We start from the raw sequence: 14,421 nt of genomic DNA, 5'->3' as shown, positions 1-14,421 counted from the left end.
AGAGGCTGACATGAAGAAGCGCGTCGTCGTTACCGGGGGCAGCGGACTGCTCGGCGTCTGGGTCGTCAAGGAGTTTCTGCAGCAAGGATACGATGTCGTCAATGCGGACGTTCGTCGGTCGGAGGAGCCGGGCGTGCGGACCGTCGTCGTCGACTTGGAAAACTTAGGGGAAGTGTACGGCGCGCTGCAGGGCGCGGACGCGGTCGTGCATCTGGCGGCGATCCCGCAGGCGTATACGCATTCGAACGAGCGCACGTTCCGCAACAACGTCATGACGACGTACAACGTGCTCGAGGCGGCGGCGGGACTCGGTATCCGCAAAGCGGTCCTCGCCTCGTCGGAGTCGTCTTACGGGCTCGTATTTCCGTTGAAACGGCGCGAGCCGCTGTACGTACCGATCGACGAGGCGCATCCGCAGCAGCCGGAGGACAGCTACGGCTTGTCCAAAATCGTGAACGAGCAAACCGCCGATATGTTCTGGCGCCGGACGGGGATGCAGGTCGTCTCCTTCCGCTTCGGCAACGTCATTACGCCTGTGATGTACGCGAACTTCCCGAGCTTCATCCATCGGCCGGAAGAGCGGGACGTCATCCTGTGGAGTTACATCGACGCGCGAGACGCGGCCGTCGCCTGCCGGCTCGCCGTCGAAGCCGAAGGGCTCGGCGCCGTGGCCTTGAACTTGGCGAACGACGAGACGAGCATGGACGTTAAGACGCGGGAGCTGCTCGCCGCGCGTTACCCGAAAGTAACGGATATCCGCGCGCCGCTCGAAGGGTACGAGACGCTGCTCGACAGCTCCAAGGCGAAGCGGCTGCTCGGCTGGGAGCCGGCGCATCGTTGGCGGGATGAGGTTTCGGTAGAGGGGTAAGCGATATATGAACCAAGGCTGTCGCGGTCGCGGCAGCCTCTTTTTGTTGCTGTAGAGAGACTGTGCCGTTTTCTAAGGTGATTTCTCTTTTGTCGTGTTGTTGGGGGAGGTAGTGTGTCGGCGGTCTTTTCTAAGGTGATTTCCTCTGCTCAGGATCGGATGGTTCCGGTTGAGGTATGGGGGAGGTAGTGGGTCCGCGGTCTTTTCTAAGGTGATTTCCTCTGCTCAGGATCGGATGTTTCCGGTTGAGGTATGGGGGAGGTAGTGTGTCGGCGGTCTTTTCTAAGGTGATTTCCTCTGCTCAGGATCGGATGGTTCCGGTTGAGGTATAGGGGGAGGTAGTGTGTCGGCGCTCTTTTCTAAGGTGATTTCCTCTGCTCAGGATTAGATGGTTTCGGTTGAGGTGTGGGGGAGGTAGTGGGTCCGCGCTCTTTTCTAAAGTGATTTCCTCTGCTCAGGATCGGATGTTTCCGGTTGAGGTGTGGGGGAGGTAGTGGGTCCGCGCTCTTTTCTAAAGTGATTTCCTCTGCTCAGGATCGGATGTTTCCGGTTGAGGTGTGGGGGAGGTAGTGGGTCCGCGCTCTTTTCTAAAGTGATTTCCTCTGCTCAGGATCGGATGTTTCCGGTTGAGGTGTGGGGGAGGTTAGAGGGGACGAGGCTCTTTTCTGAGGTGATTTCCTCTGTTCAGGATCGGATGGTTCCGGTTGAGGTATGGGGGGAGGTAGTGTGTCGGCGCTCTTTTCTAAGGTGATTTCCTCTGCTCAGGATCGGATGGTTCCGGTCGAGGTATGGGGGAGGTAGTGTGTCCGCAGTCTTTTCTATGGTAATTTCCTTTAGTCAGGGATTTAAAATTCCTATAAATGTAATTTGAGGTAATGGTTTGGGTCCTGAACAGGAGGAATCAACTTAGAAAGAAGCAAGGGGAGAGTATAGCGCTAGTACATGGAGGAACGAGGAAGAAGTATGCATGTACCTGAGTTGGAGGAATCAACTTAGAAAGAAGCATGGGGAGAGTATAGTGCTAGAACATGGAGGAACGAGGAAGAGGTATGCATGTACCTGAGTTGGAGGAATTCAACTTAGAAAGAAGCATGGGGAGAGTATAGTGCTAGGTACATGGAGTAACGAGGAAGGAGTATGCATGTACCTGAGTTGGAGGAATCAACTTAGAAAGAAGCATGGGGAGAGTATAGCGCTAGGCCAACGTGGAACGAGAAAGAGTGAGCTTGTACCTGAGTTGGAGTCATCAATTTAAAAAGGAACGCAGGAGAGAACAGACCGGGAAGCAACGGGACGGCGCGCGCCTGTGCAGAAGGAAACAGCTTATAAAGACGGCACGGAGAGGAGTGGGGTCCGGCGCTGCTGAAGCGGTGGGAAACGGTGAGATCGAGGCCGGTGGAGACCGAATCGTGAATAAGAGAACCGGTAAGACGCGATCGAAAAAGAAAGAACCGCCGAGGCGCGAAGCCGTCGACGGTTCAGAGAGCATAGTAATTAGATTTTCATAACGCCGCCCATGGAAGCGTTGGTGACGAGCTTGGAGTAGCGCGCCAGGTAGCCTGTGCGCACTTTCGGCTCGAATTCCTTCCATTCGGACTGGCGGCGAGCTTCGAGCTCTTCGTCGCTTACTTCGAGCTTGATCGAACGGTTGTTCAGGTCGAGCTCGATCATGTCGCCGTCGTGGACGAACGCGATCGGACCGCCCTCCGCCGCTTCCGGCGAGATGTGGCCGATCGAGATGCCGCGGGACGCGCCCGAGAAGCGGCCGTCGGTGATGAGGCCGACCTTGGCGCCGAGACCCATGCCGACGATCTGCGACGTCGGAGCGAGCATCTCCGGCATGCCGGGGCCGCCCTTCGGACCTTCGTAGCGGATAACGACGACATGGCCTTCCTTCACCTTGCCGTTCGCGATGCCGGCAAGCGCGTCTTCCTGCGAGTCGAAGCAGATGGCCGGGCCGCGATGGTAGCCGCCGACGGACTTGTCGACCGCGCCGACCTTGATGATCGCGCCTTCCGGAGCCAGGTTGCCGAACAAGACGGCGAGGCCGCCGCGCTCGCTGTGCGGGTTGTCGATCGGGCGAATGACTTCCTTATTCAGGATGTCGCAGCCTGCGACGCTCTCGCGGAGCGTCTTCCCCGTGACCGTCATCTGATCCGGATGCAGCGCGCCTTCTTTCTTCAGCAGCTCGTTCAGCACGGCGCTGACGCCGCCGGCCAAATGCACGTCTTCGATGTGCCAGTCGGACGCAGGAGCGATCTTCGCCAGATGCGGCACGCGCTCGGCGACTTCGTTGATGCGTTCGATCGGGTAGTCGAAGCCGGCTTCTTGCGCGAGCGCGAGCGTGTGCAAGACGGTGTTCGTGGAGCCGCCGAGCGCCATGTCGAGCGCGAACGCGTTGTCGATCGTCTCGATCGTCACGATGTCGCGCGGCTTGAGGTCCATCTTAATGAGTTCCATAAGCTGCGCGGCGGATTTTCGCACGAACTCGCGACGCTCCGGCGCGACCGCAAGGATCGTGCCGTTGCCCGGGAGCGCGAGGCCCAGCGCTTCCGCGAGGCAGTTCATGGAGTTCGCCGTGAACATGCCGGAGCAGGAGCCGCACGTCGGGCAGCCGTATTGCTCGAGCTCGGTAAGGCTCTTCTCGTCGATCTTGCCCGCTTGATAAGCGCCGACGCCTTCGAAGACGGACGACAGCGAGATCGAGCGGCCGTCGGACGTCTTGCCGGCCTTCATCGGGCCGCCGGAGACGAATACGGTCGGGATGTTGACGCGAAGCGCGCCCATCATCATTCCGGGCGTGATCTTATCGCAGTTCGGGATACAAACCATGCCGTCGAACCAGTGCGCCGAGACAACCGTCTCGAGCGAATCGGCGATGATTTCGCGGGACGGCAGCGAGTACCGCATGCCGATATGGCCCATCGCGATGCCGTCGTCGACGCCGATCGTGTTGAATTCGAACGGAACGCCGCCCGCTTCGCGAATCGCGTCCTTCACGATCTTGCCGAATTCTTGCAGATGGACGTGTCCCGGGACGATGTCGATATATGAATTGCACACCGCGATGAACGGTTTGTCGAAATCTTCTTCCTTCACGCCTGCCGCCCGAAGCAAGCTTCTATGCGGCGCACGGTCGAACCCGCGCTTGATCATGTCCGAGCGCATCTTAGCTTTAGCCATGCTTATATCTCTCCTCCGTCCTTGTCTTCGAAAAAAAGTGGCATATTACATTCGAGTGTAACATATTTATGTACGTTGCGACATGCGGATTCGGAAAAAAGATATGGCAGAGCCCTTAAGCGCGCTTCTTCAGGAGCTTGTAAAGCACGTAGCCGATGAGGCCGACGCCGAGCAGTCCGACGCCGTAGTCGAGGAACGATACGAACAATCCCGCCCCGGAACCGAAAAACAGCTCGAACAAGCCGAACGCGCTGCGCGGCAAAAACGCGAACACGCCGCCGATCGCGACCAACAGCACATAGAAGGTAAAGTTGCGTTCCATGCTTCTCCCTCCTTTCTCATTCATATATATTCCGCTTGTCCGCCCGACTTGCCGGAAATAACGCGGACGAATCCAGGGCATACTGGAAAACACACTTCTAACTGGGATAAGAGGATTCGGTTATGTTCTCCAGATGGCAAAGCGCTCCGGGCAGCACGTTTTCGCATCGGTTGTTCACGAAGCATCACAGCGAAATCAACAGCTTGTATTGGTCGCACATGCTCGCGGCGAAGCGAACGACGGACATCGTGAAGAAGGCGGACAAGCGTCTCCGCCCGACGACGGTGTTTACCGTGCCGCGCAAGCATCAGAAGCGAATCGCGCCGACGTTGGAACGTTGGGAAAAGGATTTCAAGGACTTCAACAACTGGGTCCGCTTATCCGCGTCGGTCGCCGTGAACTCGTATATGGAAATTTATCTTCGGAATATCAGCGCCCTCGCGATCGAATCGAATCCGGGGCTCATCATCGGGGCGCCGGGCGCCATCGACGGCGTGACGCTGCTCAAGTCGCGTCCCGGGTACAATTATTCGGAGTATGCGGTGCATTTCACCAAGGGGGATTGGAATACCCGCATTCAGCATTACGAGCGGCTGTTCGGAACGGCGCCGGCGAAGCTGAAGGAATACACGAAGGAGCTGAACGAGCTGCGGAAGATGCGCAACGGCGTCGGGCACGCGTTCGGACGGAGCACCGACGAATACGATACGGGGCTTCAGATCGAGTTGAAGCCGATGATGCGTCTCTCGGAGGACCGGTTCGGCTTCTGGCTTCGGATGGTGGAGGAAGTGACGGCCGCGATCGACGACCATCTTAAGGAGAAGCACATCGGGCAGTACGAGCGGCTGCTGTACTACCACGATTGGCTGGGCAAGCGGGAGGGCCGCCGTCCGCCCGGCGAAGCCGAGGAGCTTCGCCGGGCGATGCAGGCGGATACGGGCGAGGCGGTCGACCTAAGTTGGTTGAAGGGTCTTATTTCGTATTATCACGAATGCTAGCGTAGTAGTTTCCCCAATGCGGCTGGGAGCCGTCCGCGTCGCGGATGCCGTATTCGTCGGCGCAGCGCCACGTGCTGAACGCCTGTCCCGTCTTCTCGAACAAGGCGGGATCGCTCGCGAGCGCGACGACGGCGGCGCCGATGTACGCCGGCGTCTCGGAGACGACCCGGAAGTGCGGGTCCGGCGCGTCGCGCCACGTCTCGGCCGTCACGCCGAAGTGGTCGAGCATCTGCTCGGAGCGAAGGAAGCCGGGCGTCAGCGAGATCGCCGTTACGCCGTACGGCTTCAATTCCGAGGCGAGCGCCGCAGCCAAGTGGATGTTCCCGACCTTCGCCACGCTGTACCCGACGCCGGCCCCTTCGCGGACCGAGTAGTCGACGCCGTCCGTGATTTCGATGACGAGACCGCTTCGGCGCGCGACCATGAGCGGCACGCCGTAATAGCTCGTAATCAGATGCGAGCGAACGGCGCGCTCCTGCATGATCAGCGCGTTCGACAGCGGCTGCTCCCAAAACTTGCGCTCGAAGTCGATATACTGCTCGCATCCCCACACATCGTTCACGAGCAGGTCGAGCCGTCCCTCCTGCTCTTTCTCCACGCGCCGGAACAGCGCCTCCACCTGCTCCGGCGCGGTGTGGTCCGTCCGGACCGCGATGCCGACGCCGCCCGCGGCGGCGACGAGCTCCGCCGTCTCCTCGATCGTCTCCGACCGTCCGACGTCGGAGCTTCCTTCCCTGGACGAACGTCCCGTAACATAGACGGTTGCGCCCGCCTCTCCCAGCTTGATCGCGATGCCGCGTCCGGCGCCTCTCGTCGCGCCCGCGACGACGGCGACGCGTCCTTGCAGCGGTCGGGTTGTCATTTTCCGAATCGACTCCTTCGTTCTTATGATGGATCCTACGATCGATAGAATACCGCCACGAATATGTCAACCTCTGTCTTATTCCTGTGGTACAATAAAAAGAAAACGAAAGGGTGGCGCGTCATGAGAGCGGATCGTATGCTGTCGATCTTGTTCGCGCTGCAGCAGGGGGCAACGCTGACGGTGCGGGAGTTGGCGGCGAAGCTTGAGGTGTCGACCCGGACGGTGACGCGGGATCTCGAAGCGCTCGCGGGCTCGGGCGTGCCGGTGTACGCGGAACGCGGCTACGGCGGCGGATGGCGGCTTGCGGAAGGATTCCGCGCGCGGTTCAACGGGCTGAAGCGGGACGACGTCGAGCGGCTGCTCTTGTCGCAGTCGGGCTCGGCGCGGCTGTTCGCGGAGCTCGGACGGGAGCGGGAATTTCGGGAGACGTGGGACCGGCTGCTGCACGCGGCGAGCGCCGGGAACGGATCGAACGCGTCGACGGTGCGGGAGCGGATTCATATCGACGGCGCGGGCTGGCGCGAATCGTTCGAGTCGCTGCCGCATCTGCCGGCGTTGTACGACGCCGTGTGGAACGGATGGGCGCTGCGCATTCGGTACGGCCGGGACGACGCGGAACGGGAGCTGCTGCCGTACGGGCTCGTGGCGAAGGGGAACGCATGGTACGTCGTCGGATCGACGGGCGGAGCGCTGAGAACGTATCGGGTGTCGCGGGTGGAGTCGCTGCGGGAGACGGGGGAGACGTTCGAGCGTCCGCCGGACTTCGATCTGGAGACGTATTGGACGTCTTCGATTCGGACGTTCCGGGAGCGGCTGCCGAAATATGCGGCGCGGCTGCTGTTGACGCGGCCGGCGTACGAACGGCTGAAGGCGATGCGGTACGCGAGCGTGGAGGAAGCGGAACCGGCGGGGGAGCGGATCGCGGTCGCGATGAATCTGGAGACGATGGAATACGCCGTGGAATGCTTGCTTCGACTCGGAGGAGAAGGCGTGGAGCTGCTCGAACCGGCCGAGCTGCGCGAAGCGATGCGGACGGCGACGCGCCGGTTGGCCGAGGCCTACGGCTCGTAGTCGTCCGGCGCTTCTTCCACCCAATCTCCGGCCCACTTCTCGATTTCGCGGAAGATGGGCTCGAGCGCTCGTCCCTTCGGCGTCAGCGAATATTCGATGCGCACCGGCGTCTCCGGATACACGGCCCGATGCACGATGCCCTCCTGCTCCAGCTCCTTCAACCGTTCGGACAGCACGCGGCCGCTTAAGCTGGGCAATCCCGACTCGATGTTGCAGAAGCGCTGCGGTCCTTGCATCAGCCGATGGACGATCAGTCCGGACCATCGCTTGCTGATGATTTGCATGCCGCGCTCGAATCTCGGACAAAGCTCTTGCTCTTCCATCAACCATCACCTCGTTAAACGTTATTATAACGCAAACCGGCCCCCGTGAGTAACCCAATCCGCGGCTCCGCGCGTCGGGAAATTCGGGGGAAACGATTTACGGCACATACGTTCGGACGGTATAATGCAAGGTGTCGGACGAACGGAAAGAGACGGCTTTCGTACGAAATCAACCGCAAGCGGCGGATCGGGCCGAGGCCGCGCGTCTCGAGCCGGATCTGTTATATAAGGAGACATTATGATCGCTACGCAATCGACAGTATTTTTGAAAAAGTATTTCGGCTACGACTCGTTCAAGAGCGGGCAGGAAGAGCTGATTTCGAGCATCCTGCAGGGCCGGGACGTTCTCGGCGTTATGCCGACCGGCGCGGGGAAGTCGGTCTGTTATCAAATTCCCGCGGCGATGCTGCCCGGCGTGACGCTCGTCGTGTCGCCGCTCATCTCGCTGATGAAGGATCAGGTCGACACGCTGCAGCAGATCGGCATCCCGACGACGTTCATCAACAGCACGCTGAACGCGGAGGAGCTGCGGGAGCGGTTCCGGGACATCAAGGCCGGCAAATACACGCTCGTCTACGTCGCGCCGGAGCGGCTCGAGTCGGAGCGGTTCTTGTCGCTGCTCGAAGAGCTGCCCATCCCGCTGCTCGCCGTCGACGAGGCGCATTGCGTGTCGCAGTGGGGACACGACTTCCGCCCGAGCTACATGAACGTCGGTCGGCTCGTCGGCCGGCTCCGGAAGCGGCCGGTCGTGGCGGCGTTCACCGCGACGGCGACCGACGCCGTCAAGGCGGACATCGTGACGCATCTGCATATGAACGATCCGTTCCGGGTGACGACGGGCTATTCGCGGGACAACCTCACCTTCTCGGTCGTCAAAGGCGTCAACAAGAAGGAATATCTGGAGCGGTACGTGCGGAGCCGGAAGAACGAGTCCGGCATCGTCTACGCCTCTACGCGCAAGGAGGTCGAGGAGACGCAGCGCTTCCTCGAACGGCTGGGCCTGAAGGTCGGCCGATATCATGCGGGCTTGTCGGACGAGGAGCGGCAGCGGAATCAGGAGTTGTTCCAATACGACGATCTCAAATGGATGGTCGCGACGAACGCGTTCGGCATGGGCATCGACAAGTCGAACGTCCGGTACGTCGTTCACTATAACCTGCCTAAGAATATAGAGTCATACTACCAGGAAGCGGGACGCGCCGGCCGGGACGGCGAACCGAGCGAATGCGTGCTGCTGTACGGGCCGCAGGACATCGTGACGCAGAAGTTTCTCATCGAGCAGAACGAATTCGACGAAGAGCGCAAGCGCATCGAATATTCCAACCTGAAGGCGATGATCGACTACTGCCATACGACGGATTGCCTGCAGCGGCATATCGTGCGCTACTTCGGCGGCGAGGACGTCCCGGCCTGCGGACGTTGCGGCGTCTGCACGGACGACCGCGAGGCGGTCGACGTGACGGAGGAGGCGCAGAAGACGTTCTCTTGCGTCGCTCGGATGCGGCAGCGGTTCGGCATTAACCTGACCGTGAAGGTGCTGCGCGGCGCGAACGACGCGAAGGTGCGCCAGTTCGGCTTCGACCGGCTGCCGACGTACGGCGCGCTGAAGCAGTACAAAGAGAAAGATCTCGTCAACTTGCTGAACGTGTTCGTGGCGGACGGCTACCTTGTCATGTCGGACGGGCAGTACCCGACCGTCGCGCTGACGAATCGCGCCGTCGCGGTGCTCGAAGGGCAGGAGCGGGTGTTCCAGAAAATAACGAAAGTCGACGCCGCCTCCGCGTCGGGCGACGACGCGTCGTTCGAAGGGCGCGGCGATCTGTTCGACGAGCTGCGCCGCGTGCGCAAGGCGCTCGCGGACAAGGCGAAGGTGCCGCCGTTTACGATTTTCCACGACGCGACGCTGCGCGAGATGTGCGCGAAGCTGCCGCGGACCGAGGAGGCGCTGCTCGGCATCAAGGGCGTCGGCGAAAACAAGGTCGCGAAATACGGCGGCGCGTTCCTGGAGTGTATACGCGCGTACGAAGAGTAGAGGAGGCGTCCGGCGAATGGCGGATGCGTTGAAGGAGATGTATTCGCGGGTATTTTTCGAAGGGATGGCCGCGAAGGTGGCGGAGGCGTACCCGCCGTTCGACGTCGAGGCGTTCCTCGGACGGGTGTTCGCCCCCGATTGGGAGTCCCTTGCGTTGAAGCAGCGGATGCGGCGCGGCGCGGAGGCGCTGCGTCCCGGGCTGCCGGCGGCCTACGAGGACGCGCTGGACGTCGTCTTGGACGCGGCGGAACGGTGCGGCAGCGGGTTCCCGTATATGATGTTCCCGGATTTCGTCGAGGTATACGGACTGGACGACCCGGAGCGGTCGATTCCGGCGCTCGCCCGGCTGACGAAGTATTCGAGCAGCGAATTCGCGGTGCGGCCGTACCTCGTCAAGTACCGGGAACGGACGCTGGCGGCGATGCGCGAATGGGCGAAGAGCGACGACGAGCACGTGCGCCGTCTCGCCAGCGAGGGCTGCCGGCCGCGCCTGCCGTGGGGCATGGCGCTCGCGGCGTTCAAGCGCGATCCGTCGCCGATCGTGCCGATACTGGAGGCGCTGAAGCGCGACCCGTCGGAATACGTGCGCCGCAGCGTGGCGAACAACCTGAACGACGTCTCGAAGGATCACCCGGCGCTGGCGCTCGACATCGCGAGAAGCTGGCTGGGCGAGCATCCGCATACGGATTGGATCGCGAAGCACGCCTGCCGGACGCTGCTGAAGAAGTGCGTCCCGGAGGCGCTCGCGCTGTTCGGCGTCGGCGACGCGGGCGGCGTGCGCGTCGAGCGGTTCGAGACGTCGACGGGCGTCGCCGCGGGGGGCGTCTTCGAAGCGTCCTTCGTCCTCTCGGTCGATGGACCCGCGCCGCGGAAGCTGCGCGTCGAATACGCCATCGACTACGTCAAGGCGAACGGCTCCCGCTCGCGGAAGCTGTTCAAGCTGTCCGAGCGGGAGTTTCCGCCGGGCGAGACGTCCATGTCGTTCCGCCAGTCGTTCCGCGACATGACGACGCGCAAGCATTACCCCGGAGAGCACGTCGCGGCGATCGTCGCGAACGGCTCGGAGCTGGCGTCGAAGATCTTCCAAGTCAACCTGTGAACGTACTCCCGACCGTCCGAAAGATATGATATGGTAATCAAGGAAGCAAGGGACGAAATATGAACGTGTTGGAGGACTTCGGTTGAATATTCGACAGCGCATTTATTTGGGCTTCGTATCGATCTTCATCTTTATCGCCCTGTTCGTAGGGGCGGTCGCGAGCATTATGATGGAGATGAACGGCAATACGAACGAAATCGGGCACGACCTTTATACGAAGGTACAGTTGACTCATGAAGTTCAATTTACGCTCGGCGCCATGAACGAAGGGTTAACGAATCTTCTCATGGACGAGGAGCCGGACGAGGCGCTGCGGACGATCTATGGAGCGCGGGAGTCGTTGCGGTCCATTAACGAGCGTCTCGCCCCGATGATCGAGACGGCTCAGGGGAAGCAGCATTATGGAGAAACCGCGCGTCTATATACGGAATACGAGGCGATGACCGACCGGTATATCCGGCTCGCTTCCGAGGGCGATACGTCGGCCGCGGAGGCGATGCTGCGCGCCGACATCCAGCCGAAGGGCGCCGCGCTGCAAGCCAGCTTGACGTTATTCATCGAATACCAAGAAGAGCTTATGATGAGCCGCGTCGAGACGACGGGCGAGCAGCATCGCCAAGGACAAGCCGTCATGTGGGGCGGCGTGGCGATGCTGCTGATCCTGTGCGGCGTGACGGCGCTCGGCGTCGTCCGCAGTTCGGTGCGCAGCATTCGCAAAATCTCCGACGTCATGAACGAGGTGCAAGCGCTCGATTCGGCGGCGGCGCTGCCGCGGATGAAGACGAGCGCCTCCGACGAGATGGGGGTCATCGCGGCTGCGTATAACCGGATGGCGGATGCGCTCGAGGAGCACACGAGGCAAGAAGCGGCGAACAGCCGATGGCTGGAGGAGCAAAACTGGGTCAAATCGAACGTCGCCGGCGTTATGAACGCCACGCAAGGCGCTAGGGAGATCAAGGCGTTCGGGGAACGGTTCTTGGCCCACGTCGTGCCGACGACCGGCGCCGTGGCGGGCGCGCTCTATTTTGCGGATCCGGACGGCATGCCGGATCGGTTCGCGCGCATCGCCGCATACGCGCTCGACCCCGCGGAGGCCGCGCGGGAGCGCGTCTTCGAGCGAGGGCAGGGGCTCGTCGGACAATGCGCGGCCGACGGAGCGGTCATCGAGCGGGCGGCGCCGCCGCACTACCTGAAGGTCGTCTCCGGCCTCGGCGAGGGCGACGCCGCGTACGTCACGCTGCTGCCGATCCGCTTCGAGGATCGCATCGTCGCGGTGCTGGAGCTCGGCGGCTTCGCGCCGCTCGAGCGCGTCGTCCGCGAATTCCTGACCGAGCTGACGAGCGGCGGGATCGGCGTTTCGCTGCGCGCCCTCTCCAGTAACATGCGCGTGCAAGCGCTGCTGTCCGAATCTCAGACGTACGTCGAGGAGCTTCAGACGCAGTCGGAGGAGCTTCAGCAGCAGCAAGAGGAGCTGCGCTCGTTGAACGAGAAGCTCGCCGAGCAATTCCGCTACTCCGAGCAGCGAAGCCTCGAGCTCGATCAGATCCGCGTGGAGCTGGAGAAGCAAGCGGGAGAGCTGCAGGCGAGCTCGCAATTCAAGTCGGAGTTCCTCGCCAACATCTCGCACGAGCTGCGGACGCCGATGAACAGCTTGCTCATCTTGGCGCAGATGCTCGCGGACGACGCGGAGGGAAGGCTGTCCGGGAAGCAGCGGGAGTACGCGCAGACGATTCTGTATTCGGGCAACGAGCTGCTCGGGTTGATCAACGACGTGCTCGACTTGTCGAAGATCGAAGCCGGTCAGATGGAGCCGTCCATGGAATCGTTCTCGCTGGATGAATTCGCGAACGCCGCGGAGCGGCAGTTCCGCGGCGTGGCCGAGAAGAAAGGGCTCGCGTTCGACGTGCGGACGGACCCGACGTTGGCCGACGCCGAATTTGTCGGGGATCCGAGAATGCTGCAGCAGATCGTGAACAATCTGCTCTCGAACGCGTTCAAATTTACGGAGACCGGCACCGTGTCGCTCCGCGTCTTCTCGGAAGAGGCGTCCTCCGGGGAGACGTCGGACGGCGCCAAGACCGTGAACGTCTCGTTCCAAGTGCGCGATACGGGGATCGGCATTCCGGCCGACAAGCACGGTCTCATCTTCGAAGCGTTCCGGCAGGCGGACGGCAAGACGACGCGCAAATACGGCGGCACGGGCCTCGGGCTGTCGATCTCGAAGGAGCTGGCGACGATTCTCGGAGGCGCGATCCGTCTGGAGAGCGTCGAAGGAAGCGGAAGCGCGTTCACGGCGACGATCCCGATGAAGCGGCTGGACCGGGCGGCGCGGCGGGAAGCCGCCGCCGCGACGGCTTCGGCGGAGCCGCGCGTCCCGTCGGGGACCGTCGAGGAAGACGGGGCCGAGAACTGCCGCGGCAAGATTTTGCTCGTCGACGACGATATCCGGAACGTCTATGCGCTCTCCGCAGCGCTGTTGGAGCAGCGGTATCGCGTGACGTTCGCCGAAGACGGCGGCGCCGCGCTGGCCAAGCTGAACGAGGAACCGGACATCGACCTCGTGCTGATGGATATGATGATGCCGGGCATCGACGGCTACGAGGCGACGCGGGCGATTCGCGCCGACGCCCGATTCGAGAAGCTGCCCGTCATCGCGCTGACGGCGAAGGCGATGAAGCAAGACCGCGAGCTGTGTCTCGAAGCCGGCGCGAACGATTACCTGAGCAAGCCCGTCAAGCTGGACAAGCTGTTATCCCTGCTGCGCGTATGGATGGACGGCTCGGGCGGAGAGACGGCATGATCGCCCGGGACGGGGCCGCTACCCCCGGATCGGCGGTCGACGCGGTGGAGAAAGTGGAGGTCGAGCTGCTGCTCGAGGGCATCTATCGAGTGTACGGCTACGACTTCCGCCAATACGCGCTCGGCTCCATCCGGAGGCGGGCGAGGCATCGCATGGAAGCGGAGCGGCTCGGGACGGTCTCGGCGCTGCAGTCGCTCGTGCTGCGCGATGCGGACGCGATGGATCGGTTGCTCCAGGATTTCAGCATCCCCGTGACGGAGATGTTCCGCGATCCGGACGTGTTCCGCGAGCTGCGCCGCCGCGTCCTGCCGCAGCTCGCGAGGCTGCCGAGCTTCCGAATCTGGCATGCGGGCTGCGCCACGGGGGAAGAAGCGTATTCGATGGCCATCATGCTGCGGGAGGAAGGCCTCGAAGGACGCGGCACGATCTATGCGACCGACATGAACGAGGAGCTGCTCGAACGGGCGCGCCTCGGCTCGTATCCGGTCGGCCGGATGAAGCAATATACGAGCAATTACTTGCGCGCGGAAGGCCGCCAGCCGTTCTCCGAATATTACGCCGTGGACGGAGACGACGCTTGCTTCGATCCGTCGCTGCGGAAGCATATCGTCTTCGCGAGACATAACTTGGCGACGGATCATTCGTTTAACGAATTTCACTTGATCTTGTGTCGGAACGTCTTGATTTATTTCAATGCGCAGCTGCAAGCCCGCGCGCTGCGGCTGTTCCGCGAAAGCATGACGCCGGGCGGCACGCTGGCGCTGGGCATGAGGGAAGCGGTGCTCCAACGAACCGATTGGGAGGAGCTGGACGCGGCCCACCGATTATATAAGGCTGTATGAGGAACGAGCGATTACGGA

Annotated in this window: 11 protein-coding genes; 7 read left to right on the top strand and 4 right to left on the bottom strand. The window is 61.8% G+C overall.

All coding sequences use genetic code 11. The features are described from left to right. Positions 1-10 precede the first annotated feature (10 nt). Complete coding sequence (locus FE782_RS02405; protein ID WP_138192112.1) at positions 11-868, top strand: NAD-dependent epimerase/dehydratase family protein; 858 nt, start codon at positions 11-13, stop codon at positions 866-868. Between the two features lie 1,494 nt (positions 869-2,362). On the opposite strand, the gene ilvD is transcribed toward FE782_RS02405, so the two are convergent. Next, a complete protein-coding gene (gene ilvD, locus FE782_RS02400) occupies positions 2,363-4,051 on the bottom strand; it encodes a dihydroxy-acid dehydratase (RefSeq protein ID WP_138192110.1) in 1,689 nt (562 codons plus the stop codon). A 115-nt stretch (positions 4,052-4,166) separates the two neighbouring features. Further along, positions 4,167-4,373 (bottom strand): hypothetical protein, encoded by a 207-nt coding sequence (locus tag FE782_RS02395; RefSeq protein ID WP_138192108.1) that lies wholly within the window; start codon positions 4,371-4,373, stop codon positions 4,167-4,169. 122 nt (positions 4,374-4,495) lie between these two features. Between FE782_RS02395 and FE782_RS02390 the strand changes: the two genes are divergently transcribed. After that, positions 4,496-5,371 (top strand): hypothetical protein, encoded by an 876-nt coding sequence (locus tag FE782_RS02390; RefSeq protein WP_138192106.1) that lies wholly within the window; start codon positions 4,496-4,498, stop codon positions 5,369-5,371. Here the strand turns inward: FE782_RS02390 and FE782_RS02385 are convergent. Next, entirely contained in the window at positions 5,346-6,233 is an 888-nt protein-coding gene (locus tag FE782_RS02385) for an SDR family oxidoreductase (RefSeq protein ID WP_138192104.1), read from the bottom strand. The genes FE782_RS02390 and FE782_RS02385 overlap by 26 nt on opposite strands. A gap of 123 nt (positions 6,234-6,356) precedes the next feature. Here FE782_RS02385 and FE782_RS02380 point away from each other — a divergent pair, with 123 nt between their 5' ends. Continuing rightward, the gene (locus FE782_RS02380; RefSeq protein ID WP_158299221.1) at positions 6,357-7,307 is read left to right on the top strand and encodes a helix-turn-helix transcriptional regulator; all 951 of its coding nucleotides are present in this window, start codon (positions 6,357-6,359) and stop codon (positions 7,305-7,307) included. Here the strand turns inward: FE782_RS02380 and FE782_RS02375 are convergent. Beyond that, the gene (locus FE782_RS02375; RefSeq protein WP_138192100.1) at positions 7,295-7,630 is read right to left on the bottom strand and encodes a winged helix-turn-helix transcriptional regulator; all 336 of its coding nucleotides are present in this window, start codon (positions 7,628-7,630) and stop codon (positions 7,295-7,297) included. The genes FE782_RS02380 and FE782_RS02375 overlap by 13 nt on opposite strands. A gap of 238 nt (positions 7,631-7,868) precedes the next feature. Here FE782_RS02375 and recQ point away from each other — a divergent pair, with 238 nt between their 5' ends. From recQ to FE782_RS02355, 4 genes are all read left to right on the top strand, one after another. Beyond that, a complete protein-coding gene (gene recQ / locus FE782_RS02370; RefSeq protein WP_138192098.1) occupies positions 7,869-9,662 on the top strand; it encodes a DNA helicase RecQ in 1,794 nt (597 codons plus the stop codon). 16 nt (positions 9,663-9,678) lie between these two features. Beyond that, positions 9,679-10,761, top strand: coding sequence for a DNA alkylation repair protein (locus FE782_RS02365; protein ID WP_138192096.1), 1,083 nt, complete (start codon positions 9,679-9,681; stop codon positions 10,759-10,761). Between the two features lie 82 nt (positions 10,762-10,843). Continuing rightward, positions 10,844-13,561 carry a response regulator gene (locus FE782_RS02360; RefSeq protein WP_138192094.1) on the top strand — a complete coding sequence of 906 codons (2,718 nt, stop codon included), beginning with the start codon at positions 10,844-10,846 and terminating at the stop codon, positions 13,559-13,561. Then, positions 13,558-14,403, top strand: a complete 846-nt coding sequence (locus tag FE782_RS02355) for a CheR family methyltransferase (protein WP_138192092.1) — start codon at positions 13,558-13,560, stop codon at positions 14,401-14,403. Before FE782_RS02360 ends, FE782_RS02355 begins: the two co-directional genes overlap by 4 nt. Positions 14,404-14,421: the final 18 nt, after the last annotated feature.

The organism is Paenibacillus antri, assembly GCF_005765165.1.
Lineage (GTDB): Bacteria > Bacillota > Bacilli > Paenibacillales > YIM-B00363 > Paenibacillus_AE > Paenibacillus_AE antri.
This window is presented reverse-complemented; position numbering and strand designations above follow the sequence as displayed.